The 17,398-nt window shown below is 68.1% G+C and carries 17 protein-coding genes and 1 pseudogene; 11 read left to right on the top strand and 7 right to left on the bottom strand.

All coding sequences use genetic code 11. The annotated features are described in order from the left end of the window. Positions 1 to 55: 55 nt before the first annotated feature. Positions 56 to 1,690 carry an MAC/perforin domain-containing protein gene (locus LTV02_RS04830; protein ID WP_233038710.1) on the bottom strand — a complete coding sequence of 545 codons (1,635 nt, stop codon included), beginning with the start codon at positions 1,688 to 1,690 and terminating at the stop codon, positions 56 to 58. A gap of 329 nt (positions 1,691 to 2,019) precedes the next feature. On the opposite strand from LTV02_RS04830, the gene LTV02_RS04825 reads away from it, so the two are divergent. Beyond that, entirely contained in the window at positions 2,020 to 3,951 is a 1,932-nt protein-coding gene (locus LTV02_RS04825) for a hypothetical protein (protein WP_233038709.1), read from the top strand. Continuing rightward, positions 3,948 to 6,926: a cation-translocating P-type ATPase gene (locus tag LTV02_RS04820; protein WP_233038708.1), complete on the top strand. Its 2,979-nt coding sequence runs from the start codon at positions 3,948 to 3,950 to the stop codon at positions 6,924 to 6,926. The genes LTV02_RS04825 and LTV02_RS04820 overlap by 4 nt, the downstream gene beginning before the upstream one ends. Positions 6,927 to 6,950: 24 nt before the next feature. On the opposite strand, the gene LTV02_RS04815 is transcribed toward LTV02_RS04820, so the two are convergent. After that, a complete protein-coding gene (locus LTV02_RS04815) occupies positions 6,951 to 7,160 on the bottom strand; it encodes a hypothetical protein (RefSeq protein ID WP_233038707.1) in 210 nt (69 codons plus the stop codon). Positions 7,161 to 7,399: 239 nt separating this feature from the next. Here LTV02_RS04815 and LTV02_RS04810 point away from each other — a divergent pair, with 239 nt between their 5' ends. Next, positions 7,400 to 8,335 carry a TIGR03564 family F420-dependent LLM class oxidoreductase gene (locus LTV02_RS04810; protein WP_233038706.1) on the top strand — a complete coding sequence of 312 codons (936 nt, stop codon included), beginning with the start codon at positions 7,400 to 7,402 and terminating at the stop codon, positions 8,333 to 8,335. A gap of 19 nt (positions 8,336 to 8,354) precedes the next feature. Here LTV02_RS04810 and LTV02_RS04805 read toward each other — a convergent pair whose 3' ends face one another. Further along, positions 8,355 to 8,960: a MerR family transcriptional regulator gene (locus tag LTV02_RS04805; RefSeq protein WP_233038705.1), complete on the bottom strand. Its 606-nt coding sequence runs from the start codon at positions 8,958 to 8,960 to the stop codon at positions 8,355 to 8,357. 98 nt (positions 8,961 to 9,058) lie between these two features. Between LTV02_RS04805 and LTV02_RS04800 the strand changes: the two genes are divergently transcribed. From LTV02_RS04800 to LTV02_RS39460, 3 genes and pseudogenes are all read left to right on the top strand, one after another. Then, on the top strand, positions 9,059 to 9,490 hold the full coding sequence (locus LTV02_RS04800) for a hypothetical protein (RefSeq protein ID WP_233038704.1): 432 nt from the start codon (positions 9,059 to 9,061) through the stop codon (positions 9,488 to 9,490). 28 nt (positions 9,491 to 9,518) lie between these two features. Further along, positions 9,519 to 9,884: pseudogene (locus tag LTV02_RS04795) on the top strand (isochorismatase family protein); the annotation flags it as partial. A gap of 6 nt (positions 9,885 to 9,890) precedes the next feature. After that, a complete protein-coding gene (locus LTV02_RS39460) occupies positions 9,891 to 10,073 on the top strand; it encodes a cysteine hydrolase family protein (RefSeq protein ID WP_332909611.1) in 183 nt (60 codons plus the stop codon). A 13-nt stretch (positions 10,074 to 10,086) separates the two neighbouring features. Here the strand turns inward: LTV02_RS39460 and LTV02_RS04790 are convergent, their stop codons facing one another. Next, positions 10,087 to 11,100: a serine/threonine protein phosphatase gene (locus tag LTV02_RS04790; RefSeq protein ID WP_233038703.1), complete on the bottom strand. Its 1,014-nt coding sequence runs from the start codon at positions 11,098 to 11,100 to the stop codon at positions 10,087 to 10,089. A 119-nt stretch (positions 11,101 to 11,219) separates the two neighbouring features. Between LTV02_RS04790 and LTV02_RS04785 the strand changes: the two genes are divergently transcribed. Next, positions 11,220 to 11,585, top strand: coding sequence for a VOC family protein (locus LTV02_RS04785; RefSeq protein WP_233038702.1), 366 nt, complete (start codon positions 11,220 to 11,222; stop codon positions 11,583 to 11,585). Between the two features lie 81 nt (positions 11,586 to 11,666). Continuing rightward, complete coding sequence (locus LTV02_RS04780) at positions 11,667 to 12,470, top strand: LLM class flavin-dependent oxidoreductase (RefSeq protein WP_233038701.1); 804 nt, start codon at positions 11,667 to 11,669, stop codon at positions 12,468 to 12,470. On the opposite strand, the gene LTV02_RS04775 is transcribed toward LTV02_RS04780, so the two are convergent. Together LTV02_RS04775 and LTV02_RS04770 are read right to left on the bottom strand one after the other, a co-directional pair. Then, positions 12,467 to 12,826: a hypothetical protein gene (locus tag LTV02_RS04775; protein WP_084534575.1), complete on the bottom strand. Its 360-nt coding sequence runs from the start codon at positions 12,824 to 12,826 to the stop codon at positions 12,467 to 12,469. The two genes, LTV02_RS04780 and LTV02_RS04775, sit on opposite strands and share 4 nt — an antisense overlap. Before the next feature lie 131 nt (positions 12,827 to 12,957). Next, a complete protein-coding gene (locus LTV02_RS04770; protein WP_233038700.1) occupies positions 12,958 to 13,410 on the bottom strand; it encodes a DUF6194 family protein in 453 nt (150 codons plus the stop codon). Between the two features lie 63 nt (positions 13,411 to 13,473). On the opposite strand from LTV02_RS04770, the gene LTV02_RS04765 reads away from it, so the two are divergent. Next, positions 13,474 to 14,202 carry a MerR family transcriptional regulator gene (locus tag LTV02_RS04765; protein ID WP_233038699.1) on the top strand — a complete coding sequence of 243 codons (729 nt, stop codon included), beginning with the start codon at positions 13,474 to 13,476 and terminating at the stop codon, positions 14,200 to 14,202. Here the strand turns inward: LTV02_RS04765 and LTV02_RS04760 are convergent. After that, positions 14,174 to 15,124 (bottom strand): hypothetical protein, encoded by a 951-nt coding sequence (locus tag LTV02_RS04760; protein WP_233038698.1) that lies wholly within the window; start codon positions 15,122 to 15,124, stop codon positions 14,174 to 14,176. The genes LTV02_RS04765 and LTV02_RS04760 overlap by 29 nt on opposite strands. A gap of 219 nt (positions 15,125 to 15,343) precedes the next feature. Here LTV02_RS04760 and LTV02_RS04755 point away from each other — a divergent pair, with 219 nt between their 5' ends. Together LTV02_RS04755 and LTV02_RS04750 are read left to right on the top strand one after the other, a co-directional pair. Further along, entirely contained in the window at positions 15,344 to 16,555 is a 1,212-nt protein-coding gene (locus tag LTV02_RS04755) for an MFS transporter (RefSeq protein ID WP_233038697.1), read from the top strand. Positions 16,556 to 16,688: 133 nt separating this feature from the next. Further along, complete coding sequence (locus tag LTV02_RS04750) at positions 16,689 to 17,219, top strand: GNAT family N-acetyltransferase (protein WP_408639388.1); 531 nt, start codon at positions 16,689 to 16,691, stop codon at positions 17,217 to 17,219. Positions 17,220 to 17,398: the final 179 nt, after the last annotated feature.

Raw genomic sequence — 17,398 nt, 5'->3', positions numbered from 1 at the left:
TGCGGCAGGCGGAGCCGGTGCGCCCGCAGTGCGCACCGGCTCCGATAGACACCGCCTAGTGGCGGTGCGAGTCCTTTCTGGGCGGTTCGACCTTCGGGGGTTTCGGCTTGCCGGGTTGCTTACCCAGGGTGGCCAGCGAACCGTGGATGTGGTTGCCGGAGGTGATCACCGCGGTGCGGCCGTAGGTGAGGCCCAGGGCGGAGGGGTTCATGTTGAAGAGCGAGGGTTCCTGCAACCAGTCGCTGGGGGAATACACGGCCTGCAGGACTTCGAGGGCTTTGCCGGGGGCGGCGCCGTGGCGGCCCAGGACTATGTAGCAGGCCGAGCCGCCCTTGTCGGGGTAGCCGACGAATTTCTTCCAGGCGGCCATGGTGGCGCCGATGCTCATCAACCAGTGGGAGAAATCCTGGGAGGGATAGTTCAGCAGATCGATGGCGAAACCGCTTACGGCGGCGATATATCCGCGGCTGCCGACACTATCGAGATCGTTCATCATGGCGGTGTAGATGGACGGATCGGGGACCAGGGAATGGGGTTCGTAGGTTTGGTAATACAGGTGCGACATGACGGGTTCGAAACTGACCGGATCGTATAGTGCGATCTGATAGCCGCCTACCGGGGCCGCTTGACCGGGGGCGATGACGGTGGGGGCCGGCGGGGTCACCGGCGGATTCGGGGTCGCCACATTGCCATTGGTGATGATGCCCCACGAGGTACTCACATTGCCGCCGCCGGGAGCGCCGTTGGGGGTGTAATCGGTGTTGGCGTAGCAGAGGATCGCGCCATTGGTGTATGCCTCGAGGGCTTGCGCCACCGCCACCGCTCGATTGCCGTGGAAGAGGTTGTTCAGCGGGCTGAGCGAGAACTCCACCACGGACGGGTTCTTCATCACCTGCGAGGACCACTGCTCGAATATGCCGGAGTGGTTGTCGCCATAGCTGGGATTCAGGGAGTTCAGCAGGCCGTTGTCGCCGCCGGTGGCATCCACCGTGACTATGCGGCTGTCGGACCAGGTGCGGCCGAGTTCGTCCCATTGGGTCTTGGATTCGGCCTTGGCGGAGGTGAACACCGCCTTGTACTCGAGCTGGATATTGGCGCTGACCTGCTGCTGGTTCATCGAGTACGAGGTCTGCACGGCCTCGTAGTAGTCGAGGCTGCCGCCCACCACGACCTGGCCGACGTAATGCGTACCCCACTTGCGGAACACCGCGAAGAATTGTTCTTTATTCTGCGGAGTGAAGGAGCTCGGGAGGTTCTCGATGTCGGGATCGTCGCGGAAATCGCTGCTCAGCCATTCATCCGACGAATGGTGCAGATTCAGTTGCCACGCAGTGAAATCCGACTCGTAAATGCCGTAATAGTATGACTGGTCGGTATTTACGGTGCGGCTGTACGCGACATTGAACTGCCCGCTGAACGCGCCGTACGAGGCCGAAGCGCTGGCCTTCGTCGCGAAATGCGACTGGAACTGCTCGACGGTACTGTAAACGAAAGAGGAGCCGGTGGTGTTGGTGTACTCGATCGGCTGGACATTCGTCGGCACCGAGTAGGTGATACCCGTGGGCGGATACTCCCAGTTCTTGCCGTCGGGACCTAGATCGATGATTTGCTGTGTCAGTGATCGAATACTGTAGTCGCCCAGGATATTGAATCCTGATCCGATCGCGCCAGCACCGGGAATCTGCTGCATCGTAATTATCCTTCCGGTTGCCGTCCCCGCGCCAATCGTACGAGCAGAATCCCGGCAATCCGCCGGATATTCCCTACCATAAGCGAATTCGAAGGTTTCGCGACAGTCGCCTCATCGAATGTTCACATGTCGATTCGCCGCCGCCGAGCCCGAATCCGGCGGCCTGGAGATCATTTCGCCGCGCGTGTCCGCGTTTGCGGCGCGCGTCCCGGGGCAGGTCCAACACGTCGACCTACCTCCAACTTCCGGGGAACGATCATGGGTATTGCATCGGGCACGGCGAACGAATCATCTCGTGGGACGGCGGAGCGGACCGGCGAGGTGCGGGGATGACGCCGTCGTTGCGTGGACTTGTGCTGGCGCCGGTGCGGGTTCCGTTGCTCGCGGCCGCGGTGGTGGCCGAGAAGGGGACGGATGTGGTGCGGGCCGTCGTGCCCGAGCCGGTCGTCGAGCTTGTCGACGGGTTCGGGCGTGAGGCGGCGGCGCTGTTCGATCCTCGGGCGCAGCGGTGGCAGCGGCGAATCTCGGTGCGGGGAGACCGGATTCACGCCGAGGTCAAGGGGTTGCGGGGCGAGCGTGCGGCGGAAATCGGGGAGCTGTTGAGTGAGCGGCTCGGTGGGCACGATGCGGTCCGGTGGTTGCGGGTGAACGCGGTCAATGGGCGGGTGACGGTGCAGGCCGAACCGGATCGGCTCGGCGTCGGTGAATTGGATGACGCGCTCAGTGAACTCGAACGTAAGGCGGGCACCGAGGATGTTCCGTGGAGCCGGCATCTGACCGATCCCTCCGATCAGGAACCGGTGTTCACCAGTGCGGCGCAGCTGGCGGGTGATGTCATCGGCATCGGGCTCGCTTTGGCGGGCAAGGTGATTCCGACTTCACCGGCCGCCGATTTCGTGCGGTCCACCGTCAGCCTCGTCGACGGCCAGCCCCAGCTGCGCAGAATGCTCGAGCGGCAGCTCGGCGTCCACCGCGCCGATACCGTTCTGGCCCTCGGCAATGCCGTCGGCCAAGCCTTGGACTCCCAGCTCAGCGCCCTGCTCGCCGACACCCTGCAACGCACGGTCCGCCTCGTGGAAGCCACCGCCCGCTACAGCCAATGGCGACGCTGGGACAGCCTGCTCGCCACCCCCGACCAGCCCGGTGTGGCCGAATACCAGTCACCCGCACCACGACCCGTGATCCTGCCCGCCGGACCCATCGAACAGACCGCGTCCCAGATCGGCGCCGCGGCCGCAGCCGCCTCCCTGGCCACCCTCACCGGCCGCCGCGGCACCTCCGACGCCGCCGACGCCCTGGCCGCGGGCGTGCCGCGCGCCGCCCGCGCCGGGCGCGAAACCTTCGCCGGCGTCCTGTCCACCCTCATGACCAGGCACGGCGTCCTCACCATCGATCCGCGTCTCTGGCGACGCCTGGACCGCGCCTCCGCGCTGGTAGTGGACCGCCACGCCCTCCGCGGCGACCGCCCCGTCGTCCTGTCCGCCGAACCGCTCGACCCCACCTGGACCGTCGAACACGTGTGGAGCGCCTCCCAGCGCCTGTTGCAGCCCAGCGGATCCGAACTCCCCATCCCACCCCCACCCGGCCGCCACCGCGAAACCCTCCGCCTCGAACCCGAAGGTTCGGACGAGACGCGCCCGGACGGCGTCGCACACGCATCGGACAACTCCGGTGTAGCGACCGGAGATCCCCTGTGGCACCGGCTGTATGACGGAGACGAAGTCGTCGGGCGCGCGTTGATCGGGCGGGAAGCGCATCCCGAAGCGCTGGGGCTGCTCGCGGCGGCGCGGCGCGCGGGATTGCGAGTGGTGTTGCTGGGCGACGAATCGATGAGTGAATTGCGGCGCAGCGCTGACGAGTTCGTCACGGGCGTCCGGTCGGAGACCGAGCTGGTGCGGCGATTGCAGAAGCAGGGGCATGTGGTCGCGGTGCTGAGCGGCCGGGCGCATAAGGCTTTGGGGGCAGCGGATCTGGGGATCGGGCTGGTGGAGCGCAACAGCAGGTTGGTGAGCGCCACGGCGGACCAGCCGGGCACGGCGACAGGCCGGTCGGGCGCGACGGACCAGCCGGGCACAACGACAAGCCGGTCGGGCGCGACGGCGCGGGTGTCGGTCCCGATAACCGGGCTGTCGGGCCCTACGGAAGTCGGGAGACGGGTGGCGGCGGGCCGGTTCGGGTGCCTTGGCAGGCCGATGTGGTGTGCCCGGATTTGGAGTGTGCGCGGCGGATTATCGCGGCGGTGGGGCCGGCGCGGGCGGTGAGTGAGCGGGGGCGGGTGCTGGCGCTGTCGGCGGCTACGTTGACCGGATTGCTGTTGGCTTCGGGGCCCGCGGGGGGTCGGCCGGTGGCGGCGACCGCGCCGTTGTCGAGTGCGACGGGGTTGAGTTTGGTGAGCGGGATGCTGGCTGGGCGCAGTGCGGCGCGGGCGAGCGGTGTCACGGCCGTGCCGTTGGTGCCGTGGCATGCGTTGGAGGCCGATGAGGTGCTGGCGCGGCTGCCCGCGCCACCGGAGGCGAGCGCCGCGCATGGTGCTGTCGCTTCCGGTGCTATCAGGACCGCGCGGTGGTTCGCTACTCCGGCAACTACTTTGGGTGAGCTGGCTACTCAAGTGCGGCGGGAGCTGGCCGATCCGCTGACCCCGTTGCTGGCGGTGGGCGCGGTGGCTTCGGCGCTCCTGGGTTCGCCGACCGATGCCGTGCTGGTGGGGTCGGTGCTCGGGCTCAATGCCGTCGTCTCCGCATTGCAGCGCCGCCGCGCCGGGCAATCGCTGCATCGACTGCTGGTCGGTGAGCGGCTGCTCGCGCGCCGCGTCGAGAACCCCCGGGAACGTCGCGTCGTCGGATCGGACGGCGAAGCACACGAATCCAGACACATCAGCAGTCATGACAGCTCGGAGTACGACGCGCACGAATCCGGCCGCAGCAGCGATCAGGGAAACCTGGGCGGCGGATCGGGTGCGGTCGGTTCGATCGGGGAGCGGGAGGGGGAGGTTGCGGCGGATGGGTTGCGGGTGGGGGATGTGATCGTGCTGCGGGCGGGGGATGTGGTGCCGGCTGATGCTCGGTTGCTGGCGGCGGAGGGGCTGGAGGTGGACGAGTCGGGGTTGACGGGTGAGTCGGTGACGGTGGAGAAGGAGGTGGGGGCGACTCCCGGTGCGGCGCTGGGGGATCGGAGTTGCATGGTGTTCGAAGGGGGCGTGGTGGTGAATGGGCAGGCGCGGGCCGTGGTGGTCGCGGTGGGGGCGGGGACCGAGGCGGGGCGGGCGTTGGCGGCGGCGGGGGCGCCGCGGGGTGGCGGGGTGCAGGCGCAATTGAAATCGCTTTCCGCGCAAGTGCTTCCGTTGACGTTGGGCGGCGGGAGCGTGGTGGCGGCTGCCAGCTTCCTGCGCGGATTGCCGTTGCGGCCCGCGCTGGCGGACGGGCTCGCGGTGGCGGTGGCGGCCGTGCCGGAAGGATTGCCGTTGGTGGCCACGGTGGCGCAGCTGGCCGCCACCCGGCGATTGTCGCGGCACGGGGTGCTGGTGCGGTCGAGCCGGACCATCGAGGCATTGGGGCGGTTGGATACCGTGTGCTTCGACAAGACCGGGACGCTCACCGCCGGGCGATTGCATCTGGACGCCCTGGCCGACGCGGACGAGACGTGGGATACCGAGAACGCTTCGGGCTCACCGCAATCCCGCCGCCTGCTGCGCGCGGCGGCGCGCGCCTGCCCACACGAGGACGACGGGCCGACCCACGCCACCGACCGGGCCGTGGTCGAGGCCGCGGATCGGCTGCTCGGGGCGAAGGCGGCGCACACCTGGGATCCGATCGAGGAGGTCCCGTTCGAGAGCAATCGCGGGTATGCGGCGGCCGTCGGGCACACCGCCCATCACATCCGCCTCGCGGTGAAGGGCGCGCCCGAAGTGCTGCTGCCCCGCTGCACCCAGGTATTGCGCGCCAATGGCGATGGCGACCGCACCATCACCGCGTTCGACGCCGAGCAGCGCGCCGACGCCGAAGCGGCCGTGCAACGCCTGGCCGAACGCGGCCTGCGTGTACTGGTGGTGGCGCGTCGCGATTTCCCGCGCGCACCGGCCGAAGTCGCCGACGAGATCGAGCAATTGACGCTGCTGGGATTCATCGGCCTCGCCGACACGCCGCGTCCGCAGACCCCGGACCTGGTGGGGCAGCTGGCGCGCAACGACATCAGCGTGCGCATGATCACCGGGGATCACCCGGTCACCGCTCGCGCCGTGGCCCGTCAGCTCGGCATACCGGCCGATGAGGTGGCGACGGGCGCGGACATCGACGCGCTCGATGAAGACGAGCAGACCGAATTGATCGACCGGGCAACGGTTTTCGCTCGGGTGACGCCCGAGCACAAGGTGCGCATCGTCACCGCGTTGCAGCGCCGAGGGCATGTGGTCGCGATGACCGGCGACGGGAGCAATGACGCGGCGGCCATTCGCAGCGCGGATATCGGTATCGGTCTCGCGGCGCGGGGTTCGGTGGCGGCACGCGAGGCGGCGGATCTCATCATCACCGGTGCGCCCGTCAGCGATGCGGATCGCGGCGGCGAATCCGCCGATCCGGCAGACGATCTCGACCTCACCGTATTGCTCACCGCGCTCGTCGAAGGCCGCGGCATGTGGCAGCGCGTGCGGGACGCGATCGGAGTTCTGGTGGGCGGCAATGCGGGCGAGGTGACCTTCACCGTGCTGGGCACCCTGCTGTCCGGGCGGGCGCCGATCGGCACCCGGCAATTCCTGCTGGTGAACCTGCTGACCGACCTCGGCCCGGCCATGGCGGTCGCCCTGTCCAGCACTCGAACCAGTACGGACGCCGCCGAACCCGCCGACACCGGCAGCGAATTGGGCGAACTGCCTCGCCCGGAACTCGGCGGCGATTTTCTGCGGACGGTCGCCGTGCGCGGAGCCTGCACGACGGCGGGGGCGGGTGCGGCCTGGCTGTTGGGCCGCGCCACCGGCACACAGCGGCGCGCCGCCACCATGGCGCTGGCCGCGCTCGTCTCCACGCAGCTCGGCCAAACCCTGGTGATCGGCCGCCACAGTCCCCTGGTGTGGGTGACCGCGGCGGGCAGCACCGCGCTGCTGGCCGGAATCATCATGACGCCGGGCGTGAATCGATTCTTCGGGTGCGTGGCGCTGGATCCCGTGGCGTGGGCGATCGTCACCGGCTGCGCGGTCGGCGGCACCATCGGCGCGGTCTACGCGGGTCACGCGCTGGCGGCGTGATGGTGCGCGCCGGCCTTGCGGGCGCTACGCCGACGGGCTCGCGATCAGGCACCACAGGCCGATCAATGGATCGAGGTCGCACCAGCCGCCGGCGACGGGTTCGCTCGTCACCGGCTCGGCCGCGGGGGTTTCGAGCGGGACGGGGGCGGCCGCGGCCGTGTTAGCGCCGGCGGCGAGGGCGGCGCCGATCGCGCAGGCGGCGAGAGAAACGCGAATAGTGTTGCGAACTGCCATTATCTGAAATCCTCACTAGGTCGAACAGCCGGGAATCGATCTTCGGCTCGAACGCTCCCACCGTAGGAGCGGGAGTCGGCGACGGGTATCGGGTGGATGCCCTATCGAGATCACTCCGGAGCGGCCGATCAGATCACCCGCCTGGCACATAGTTTCATATTGTTGAAAACCATTGCACTCTAACTGATTTCATCGCCGCGATCGGGAACACGCACAAATGCGGGCGGGTTGCCACCGGCATGACTATCGGAATTGCGCTCGCCCCCGCGAACGCCGGCAACTATGTCGATGCCACCGTGACGCAGGCGCGCGCGGTGCACGAACTCGGCGTCGGCTCGGTCTGGTTCGGGCAGCGGATGGACTACGACTCCCCAGCCCTGGCCGCGATCGTCGGCCGCGAAATCCCCGGACTGCAGGTCGGCACCTCCGCCATCCCCGTCGTCGGCCGCCACCCCCTGATAGTCGCCTCGCAAGCCCAGACCGCCCAAGCCGCCACCCACGGCCGCTACCACCTGGGCCTGGCCGTCGGCTCGTCGCTCGTCGCCGGAGCCTTCGGCACTCAGTTCGACCATCCCATCACCCGCCTGCGCGAATTCCTCACCGCGATAACGCAACTCCTCGACACCGGAACCGCCGACTTCCGCGGCGAACTACTCACGGCCACCCCGACCCTGCCCACGGCGGTCCCCGGAGCCAGCCCCCGCACCCCCGTCCTGGTAGCGGCGATGGGCCCGCAAGCACTGCGCGTCACCGGCGAACTGGCCGACGGCACCCTCCCCTACCTGACCGGCCCCAAAACCCTGTCCGAACACATCATTCCCGCGATCACCCGCGCATCGGCCACCACCCCGCGCGTGATCGCCTTCGTACCCGCCGTGGTCACCGCCGAAGCCGAAGCCGTCCGCGCGCAAGCCATCGACAAACTCGCATTCTACGAACAGGTCCCCTCCTACCGCCGAGTCATCGACCTCGAAGGCGCAACCCGCGCAGCCGAACTCGCCCTCATCGGCGACGAGGAAACCATAGCGGCAGGCATCCGCCGCTACTTCGACGCCGGAGCCACCGAAGTAGTCCTCACCAGCACCGACCTGAGCACCCCCGAAGACGAACACCGCACCTGGGCCCTGGCAGGCCAACTCGCCGCCGACCGCACCGCCGCAACAGCATCCGCCTGAGGGCTCTCGTCCGGGAGCCTCAGGTCAGGCGGCGGGTGGCGAGTTCGGCGTGGGAGATGCGGCGGAGGGCCGCGAGGATCGGTTCGTAGAGGGCGGTGCCGAGGACGGCGTATTCGATTGCTTCCGAAGGGGTTTCGACGGGGAGGTGGTCTATGTCGTAGACGGCTATGGACATGATGTGGGGGGCGTAGGCGTGCAGGCGAGGTTCGTCGAGGGGGAGGCCGGCGGCTTCGGCGGCGGCCAAGCCGAGTTCGAGCTGGGCTACGGCGGGGTAGTCGTCGGGGACGGAGTAGCCGAGGGAGTCGAGGACCGCCCGGGCCCGGGGGTGGTCGGGTTCGGGGGTGGTTTCGACGGCGGGCGGGAGAGAGGCGGTGGCGACGGCCAGGGCGTCCAGGAGCGGGAGGTCCTGCTGGTCGATCACTTCGGTGATGGATTTGATGCGGGCCATGGGGACGCCGAGGTGGGAGAGGGCCTTGATGAGGGCGATGCGGCGGAGGTGGGGGTCGCCGTAGACAGCGCGGGTGGCGCTGGTGGATTCGCCGGGCATGAGCACGCCGGTGCGGAGGTAGAACTTCACCGTCGGTAGCGGGACACCGGCTTGTGCGGCGAGTTCCGAGATCTGCATCGGGCTCCTTCTTCGGCGGGTCTTGACATTGGATACTAGTACTATCCAATATTGGATAGCAGCACTATCCAATGCTTTTCCGGACCCTCGGGGGAACCATGTACGCCACACTCCTCGACGCGAAAATGACCATCGCCCTGGGCGCGACGATCATCTCGGTCGCCACCATCGCCTTCGGCGGGACCTTTCTGTTGCGGGTGGTCACCGGCGGGCAAGAGGCCAACGAGCTACAGAAATCGTTCTTCCGCGCCGGGCACGCGCATGCGGGCGTGCTGGTCATACTCGGATTGCTACTGACCGTGGTGGGCAATGCCGCGGGCGCCAGCCCCGGCTGGGCCAACGGTGGCGCGCTCGCCGTCCTGGTCGCCGCCATCCTCATGCCCGTCGGATTCTTTCTCTCGGTCCTGGGACGGAATCCCGTGCGACCCAATCGAATGATCGCCAGCCTCTGGGCCGGTGCGGCGCTACTCATGGTCGGCGTGCTGACCTCGGGAATCACGATCCTGGTCGCGGGGATCGACCGGATGTGAGCGCGGGCCGCGCCTACCATCGAAGTTCATGAGCACCCATGCCGATCGCCCGAATTCCGGTGTCCTCGTCGTCGACGCCCAGAACGGCGTGGTCGGCAACGCTCACCAACGCGATCTCGTCGTCGCGGCCATCGGCCGGCTGGTGGACAAGGCGCGCGACGCAGGGGTTCCGGTCGTCTGGATCCAGGACGTCGGTGAGGATCGGGCTCCCGGCACCGAGCCGTGGCGCATAGTTCCGGAATTGCTTCCCGCAGTGGACGATCCGTGACTCGACAAACGGTACGGCGACTCCTTCGAAGACACCGACCTGGAAAAGATCCTCGAACGCCTGGCCATCGGCCGCCTGTTTATCGCCGGCGCCCAATCCGACGCCTGCATCCGATCCACCCTGCACGGCGCATTGGTCCGCGGGTACGACACGATCCTCGTCGCCGACGCCCACACCACCGAAGACCTCACCCAATGGGGCGCGCCCTCCCCCGACGCCGTCATCCGCCACACCAATCTCTACTGGGAATACACCACCGCGCCGGGCCGAAGCGCGGGCGTCGTCACCGTCGACGACCTCGAATTCACGCCTTGATGGGTGCCGGACGTCAGGTATCGGCGTGCGCGGCAGGGTATTCCGCGTGGATGTCGCCGCTGAAGAGTTTCCAGTAGAAGGCGTTCATTCGGGCGGCGGCGGGGGCGTGGCGGGTTAGGAGTGCGGTTATCGGTTGGGGCACTTCGGAGGGGATATGGCCTGTGGCGCAGTGGATTACGTATTCGTTGCGGGCGGTCGGGGGTGTGCCGGGAGGGGTGACGACGCCGCAGATGTCGGTGACGAGCCAGTTGACCAGGCGCATGGCGGCGTAGTCGGCGTCGTGGGTTGCGTTGCGGGTGACGAAGTCTTGTTCGGCGGGTGAGAGGGTGAAGTTCGGGGAGGTGGCGAGGCCGAAGTCGGTGAGGTAGAGGCGGTGGCCGTCGGAGCGGAGGTTGCCGAAGTGGCCGTCCATGTGGAGGAGGGCGGTGTCGGTGAGGAAGTCGGTGACGGTCGAGAGTTGTTGTGCGAGTTGGGGGGCTTTGGATGTGGGGTTGTCGCGGAGCCAGTCCTCTATGGGGAGTGGGATGTATTCGCTCAGTAGGAGGAGGCTCGCAGTGGCGGCGGCCAGGGCTTCGAGGCGGGTGCGGACGGCGGGGCTGTTGCCTTGGAGGGTGACTATCGCGTCGATGTCCTCGTGTTCGGCGGCGATCGGTGGGCGGCCGGGGAGTATGCGCCAGTGGTAGAGGAGGGGGAAAGCGGTTGTGCGGGAGGCGAGTACGGCGTTGGTGACGAGGATGTTGGCGGACAGTTCGCGCCACGCGTTGAAGCTGGGGCCGCCGATGCCGTATTGGCAGAACGTGGGGAGGTTGAAGAGATTGGCGGTGGAGCTGGGGTGGGTGAGTTCGAGGTCGGACAGTGGGATGCGTTTGGCGAATAGAGGGGTGCCGTCGACGTGGATAAGTGTCGACTCGCCGCCTACGCCGACGCCGATCGGTTCACCCGCGTGCAGCAGGTGGGTGAGCTGGGAATCGTTGTGGGAAGCGAGAAGAGCTGAGAGTTGCCGGTGGTGTTCGGGCCGCACCTTCATCACACGATCTTGCCAGCGGTGGAGTTTTGCTCCACTTTTTGCGGCCGCCCGTCGGGAAACTGACTGGAACCCCTCAAAAGTGGAGGAAAACTCCAATGCCTGCGGATTAGGGTGGAGCGATGGCGGCTGTGAAGACGGTACAGGTGACGTTCGATTGCGCAGAGCCTGAGCGGGTTGCCCTGTTCTGGAGTGAAGCGCTGGGATACGAATATCAAGGGACTGCTTGCGTCGACCCGGGCGGAGTGGGGCCGCGGCTCTTCTTTCAGAAGGTGCCGGAGGGGAAGGTGGTCAAGAATCGGGTGCATCTCGATATTCGGGTCGGGACGGGGTTGGTGGGTGAGGAGCGGGTGGCTGCGCTCGAGAAGGAATGTGCGCGGCTGGTGGCGTTCGGGGCTACGCGGGTGCGGCTGTTGCCTGCCGATGGGGTCGATGAGTCTTGCCTGGTGATGCAGGACGTGGAGGGAAACGAGTTCTGCCTGGATTGAGGCGGTTCGGGTGCTTGCGATGAATTTCGGGGGACGCCGTCGTCACATCGTTCGGATCGCTCATACGACAGGAGTCCAGACATGGTCAGACCGTTTCGTTTCGGAGTCGTCGCACCGCTCATGACCGATGTGCCCGCCTGGCTGGATCGGGCGCGGCGGATCGCCGACAGTGGGTATTCGACGTTCCTGGTGGCTGATTTCCCGCTCACGCAACCGGCCCCCGCGCCCATGCTGGCCACCGTCGCGGCGTTGACGAATATGCGGGTCGGTACCTGGGTGTACGCCTCGCCGTTGCGGCCGGCCTGGTTGACGGCGTGGGAGGCGCATTCGCTGACGCTGCTGACCGACGGCCGCTTCGAGATGGGGATCGGGACCGGGCGGCCGGGGATCGAGGACGAGTTGCGGGATCGGGGAATTCCGGGGGTGCCGGCGCCGCACGCGCGCTTGGCGGGGGTGCGGCAGACCGTCGAGGCATTGCGGGAATTCGATGGGCCCGACCGGCATACGCCCGTGGCGATGGCCGTGCAAGGTCCGAAAGCGCGGGCGCTGGCGGCGGAGGTCGCGGATATCGTGACGTTCGCGCTCGGGGACCAGCCCAGGGACGAAGTAGCGCTACTGGCAAGCGAATTCCGCGGCGACGGAGGGCCGGAGCTGGCACTGGCCGTGCCGGTGATCGGCGATTACGTCGCACCGCACATGGCGCCGCCGACCACCGACCCCGCCGCCCTGCGCGCCGTCGATGCGCTGACCGTGCTCCCCGAGGACCCGGCGGCCGCCATCGAGGAAATCCAGCGCAGGCGCGAGGAGATCGGCTTCTCCTACTTCGTCTTCGGAGCCGACTACGCGGAAAAGTTCGCTCCGGTCGTCGCCAAGCTCGCGGGTTAGGGGTTGTAGATCTCCACGTAGGCGTTGGTCGCGACGGCGAAGACGCCCGGGCCCATGCCGGTGCAGGCCGCATTCACGGTCTGACCGTTGGGGGTGAAGGGGTAGCTGAGGACCTTGTAGGGGCCGATGGCGTAGAGCGGGAAGGGACCGCTGGCGTAGAGGCCGACGCAGTCGAGATGGAGGACGTAATTGGAACCGCCGTCGGGGGCGCAGGTGGCGGAAGCGTCGAAAATGCCCTTGGAGACGGTGCAATCCTGCGGGGCGGCTTGCGCGGCGGGGGCGGCCACGACGGCCAGACCCAGGGCCGAGACGCTCATGGCGGCGACGCTCGCGGCGGTGACCAGTGACTTGCTCATGAAGCTCCTTCGGTTCGTACGGTGTGCAGAGCCGGGACCGGCGAAAGAGCCGGGCCGACCCGAACACTAGGAATCGAAACGTTCCAGGGGCTATCGGGCAAACGCCCTAACTTGCTACAAACCGCAGGACATCAGCGGGTTTCGTAGCGGGCGCGGGCACGGTCGTGAGCGGTGCGGAGCAGGTCCCGGACAGCGGCGTCGGTGCGGGGGCCGGGGTTCACGACGGCCAACCAGGCCGCGCCGGCGTAGATCGGATGGGGGTGGAGGGTGTCGGGGACGCTGGGGTCGCCGGGCACGGATTCGCGAGGCGAATGTCCGGTCGCGGCGGTGAAGGCATCGCGACCGGCATGGATATTGAGGCGGAACGCGCCGGGGCGGTTCAGGCCGGAGGCGGCGTCATCGGGGTAGTCCTTGGTGACGATGGTGGCGAAAGGCTGAGTGGCGATGGGGGTTCGGCCGTCGGGGGCGTAGTAGAAGAACACGTCGCCCCAAGCGATCTCCGGGGAACCGTCGCCTGGAACGGGGCGCAGGGTCAGGACGCCGCCGAGTGCTTCGAGGTAGTCGATGATCTCTTCGATGGTCACGAGTTCAAGGGTTACATTGAAGTGCTTGTGGAGACCTGAAGCGCGTTGAAGTGGGGTGAGGTGGTGGAAAGTCGCAACTCCTGTGGTCTGCGCACCGCCGATGTCGCGCGGCTGTCGGGGTATTCGGTGCAGCAGATCCGGAACCTCGAACGGGACGGAGTATTGCCGATGGCGCACCGGACCGCGTCCGGGTACCGCAGCTACGGCGAGGCGCAGGTGCGGGCTGCCCGGGCCTATCGGGACCTCGCGGCGGGCACGGGACCGGTCGAGGCGAAGCGGATCATGCGCGCCGTGCACACGCGACCGCTGCCGGAAGTGCTCGCGGCGATGGACGCGGCGCACGCCCGGCTCGACGGCGAACGTCGGGAGCTGGCGCTGGCCAAGGCCGCCGTGCACGCCATCTCGGCGGAAACCATCGCCGACGTGCGGGCCGCGGATGCGATGAGCATCTCCGAACTGGCGGACGCGCTCGGCATCCGGACTTCCACGCTGCGGCATTGGGACGCAATGGAACTCGTCACACCCGATCGGGGCCCGGCACGGCGGGCGCGCAGCTACACGCCCGGCCAGGTGCGAGAGGCGCGCATCGTGCACCAGCTCCGCCTGGCCGGATACGGCATCACCGCGCTGCGGGCGCTCATGCCCGAACTGCGCGCGACGCGCGACAAGGGCAGCGCACTGGCCGCCCTCGACGCCCGCGATGCCGGGCTGGCGGCGCGCTCGCTGGCCCTGCTCGCCGCCGGCGGCGCCTTGGCCGCTCTGCTCAGCGCAGCAGCAGACCCGCCGCGATGAAGGTGACGATCACCAGCAGCGCGAACCAGGAGATCAACTGCCAGTGCATGATCGCGGCCTTCTGACCGCGCACGGTGAGACGCAGGGTGGCGTCCACGCGATCATGATCGGCCAGGCGGCGGCGCACCTGGGCCAGATCGTCGGCCTGATCCTGCGCCGCCTGCTCGGCCCGCTCCAGCCGATGCGTCATCCGCAGCAACTGCTTGGACTTGTCGCGGGTGGTCTTGCGCGCCAGCGCCAGCGCGGTGCGCTGATTCATGAGCTCCTGACGCTGCCGGGCGATGACCGCGGCCTGGGTGCGGGTGTGACGTTCCCAATCAGTCACCGTCGCCCAACCTCCCGTGTGTTCGTCGCGGAAGCCGTACGCCAGCTCCTCCGCGGCCCAGCCGGTAATGAATTCGCGCAGCTCACAGCTGGTGTCCCGGGCGGTGGCGACACCACCCGGACCGGCGACCAGCAAGCCGCCGACCACGCGATATTCGCACGCCTCCGGCGCGAAATCGACCACGGCCAGTGCGGGCAGCTGCGAAGTCCAGAACCCGGGCGGGCAGAGCCAGAGCACCTCGGTGCAGCCGCTCTCACGCAACTGCACGGTGAGATCGCGGGCGCGCGCCAATTCCGGTGCGGCACTTGTCACCTGGATGGCGCAGACGCGATCGCCCTTGCGCCACAGCAGATCCGGCGTGTGCGCGCCGAACTCGATATCGACCTGGGCGTCCACCACCCCGGCCGCCAGCAGCCGGCCGCGTAGCCAGTATTTGAAGGCCAGCACGTCCCAGCGGCAATCCGGACAACCCGGTTCCCGGCAGCAGTCACCGGGCGCATGGCCGCGCGAATCCGCCACCACCGCCGGTCGATTCGGTGTCGGATCGGCGAGCGCCACCGACTGCCCGCGCGGAACTTCCACTCGCCTCGTGCTCACACGATCACCGCCCCAGCCACTTCACCATGGGCCGCTTCCGATGACTCCGGAAACCACCTAGCCCACGCATTACCTCCAGAGTGCCGCAGCAACCAGGGGACTATGCACGAAAGCAGCAAGATTCGTTATCCAACCGCGAGCGGTACGTAATCAAGGCCGAAGCGGTTTGTAATGGTAGCCCGAGATGCCGGACCGCGGTGGCGCGGCTAACCTTTCGGGATGCTCGACGCGCAAGCCCCGAACCCGCTGCTCCGCGCGGCGCGCGCCGCCAATTCGGTGGCGTTCGCGCTGCAAGGATTCTTCCTGGCGGTGGTGCTCACCGAACTGCCACAGCAGAAGGACGAATTCGGGCTCACCGACACCATGATCGTGGTAGCGGTGGCAGTGATCTCGCTGCTCGCGGGCGCGGGCAGCATTACCGCCGAGCGGCTCGCGCTGCGCTGGTCGAGCCGGACCGCGCTGCGGATCGGGCTCGGGTTGATCGCCGTGGCCGGGGTGGCGATCGCGTTCGCGCCCAACCTGGGTGTGCTGTACGCGGGGCTCGGGGCGTACGGCGTGGCGGTCGGCATCGTCGACGCGGGCACCAACATGCAGGCGGTGTTCATTCAGCACGGCTATGGCCGGTTCGTGCTGTCGTCGTTCTACGCGGCGTGGAGTGCGGGGTCGATCGTGGGGGCGCTGTTCGTGGCGGCCCTCGAGAAACTGGATGTGTCGCTGTGGGCGTCGATTCTGGGTGCGGCGGCGGTAGTGGCGGTCGGGACGCTGATCGTGGGGCCGCGTCTGCTCGGGACCGACGAAGCGGAAGCCGCACCGACCGAAGCGGAATCGGCCCGATCAGTACCCACCAAGATCTTCCTGGTATTCGGCGTGGTGATCGCGCTGGCCTTCGCCATCGATCTGGCGGTGGGGAACTGGTCGGCGCTGTACCTGAAGGACGAACTGCTGTCGGACTCCTCGACGGCGCCGCTCGCGCTCGCCGCATACCAAGGAGCGTCGCTGATCGGACGGCTCAGCGGCGACCTGTGGGTGCGGCAGTTCGGACCGCGCCTGGTGGTGCGAGTGGCGGCCGTGGTCGGAGCGGTCGGCCTCGCGCTCGTCGTGGCCGCGCCCGGACCGGTGGCGGCGATCATCGGCTTCGGCATCGCGGGCATCGGGCTGCCGATCATCGCGCCGTTGTGCTTCAGCGAGGCCGGGCAGCTCACCAGCGGACGCGAACTCGACGCGCTCATCGCCCGGCTGAACCTTTTCAACTATGCGGGCACCCTGGTGGGCGGCGCGGTGGTGGGCGCGGTCGCCGACGCCGCCAATATGCGCGCGGGCTTCGCGATTCCGCTCGCCTTCGCGGTCATCCTGATCGGCTTCGCCCGCATCTTCCACACTCGGGCGAGCGCCGCCGAGATGTCCGCCCGGCCCAGCACCGAACTCGCCTGAATCACTGAACACCCGGCACCGCCCCTCGTTCGAGGCACCACTCCCCCGATTGGCCGCCCGTACCCGAGTGGCAGTGACCGGATCCCTCGAAACGGTCTGCGGCGGACCTGATTGACTGGATCGAGTGAGCCCGATTCCCGTCACCGTCACACTGGCCGAGCCGCAGGACGCGGCGGCCCTGAGCGACGTCGCCGCCATAACGTTCCCGCTGGCCTGCCCGCCCGGGATGCCGCCGGAGGACAGTGCGGCGTTCATCGCGAAGACGCTGTCGAAGGAGCGGTTCGAGGAGTACCTGGCCGATCCCGGGCGGACGGTATTGAAGGCCGTGGCCGAAGAGGAGATCGTCGGGTACGCCATGCTCGTCGCCGCCGAACCGGCCGATCCCGATGTCGCGGCCGCGATCACGCTTCGGCCGGTGGCCGAGCTCAGCAAGATGTATGTGCTGCCCGGACACCACAGCGGTGGGGTGGCCACGCCGCTCATGCGCGCCGCGCTCGACGCCGCACGCCGAGCCGGGAACGCCGGGGTGTGGCTGGGCGTCAACCAGGAGAACGCACGCGCGCAGCGCTTCTACGGCAAGCACGGGTTCGAGGTGGTCGGCACCAAGACGTTCCGCGTGGGGTCACAGGTGTGCTCGGATTACGTCATGCAAGCGCAGCTTTGACGCACGCGCAGTGGCGATAGACCCGGGCATCCGTCGACCGCGCGCCTTCGTCACCCCGGCATGCTCCATCCCGCCTTCCCGGCGCGCTCCGCCCCGTCATCCCGGCGTGGTCCACCTCGTCATCCCGGCGTGCTTTCAGCCGGGATCCACAGCGTTTCGAACCGTGGGGATTCCGGCTG

It is taken from the genome of Nocardia yamanashiensis, from assembly GCF_021183565.1.
Classification (GTDB): domain Bacteria; phylum Actinomycetota; class Actinomycetes; order Mycobacteriales; family Mycobacteriaceae; genus Nocardia; species Nocardia yamanashiensis.
The sequence above is the reverse complement of the archived record's forward strand: the minus strand, read 5'-3'. Positions and strand labels throughout refer to the sequence as shown.

Coding starts and splice junctions, on each gene's coding strand:
- LTV02_RS04825 (WP_233038709.1), top strand. CDS start 2,020: ATGACGCCGTCGTTGCGTGGACTTGTGCTGGCGCCGGTGCGGGTTCCG.
- LTV02_RS04755 (WP_233038697.1), top strand. CDS start 15,344: ATGCTCGACGCGCAAGCCCCGAACCCGCTGCTCCGCGCGGCGCGCGCC.
- LTV02_RS04810 (WP_233038706.1), top strand. CDS start 7,400: ATGACTATCGGAATTGCGCTCGCCCCCGCGAACGCCGGCAACTATGTC.
- LTV02_RS04800 (WP_233038704.1), top strand. CDS start 9,059: ATGTACGCCACACTCCTCGACGCGAAAATGACCATCGCCCTGGGCGCG.
- LTV02_RS04790 (WP_233038703.1), bottom strand. CDS start 11,100: ATGAAGGTGCGGCCCGAACACCACCGGCAACTCTCAGCTCTTCTCGCT.
- LTV02_RS04775 (WP_084534575.1), bottom strand. CDS start 12,826: ATGAGCAAGTCACTGGTCACCGCCGCGAGCGTCGCCGCCATGAGCGTC.
- LTV02_RS04780 (WP_233038701.1), top strand. CDS start 11,667: ATGGTCAGACCGTTTCGTTTCGGAGTCGTCGCACCGCTCATGACCGAT.
- LTV02_RS04785 (WP_233038702.1), top strand. CDS start 11,220: ATGGCGGCTGTGAAGACGGTACAGGTGACGTTCGATTGCGCAGAGCCT.
- LTV02_RS04805 (WP_233038705.1), bottom strand. CDS start 8,960: ATGCAGATCTCGGAACTCGCCGCACAAGCCGGTGTCCCGCTACCGACG.
- LTV02_RS04815 (WP_233038707.1), bottom strand. CDS start 7,160: ATGGCAGTTCGCAACACTATTCGCGTTTCTCTCGCCGCCTGCGCGATC.
- LTV02_RS04830 (WP_233038710.1), bottom strand. CDS start 1,690: ATGCAGCAGATTCCCGGTGCTGGCGCGATCGGATCAGGATTCAATATC.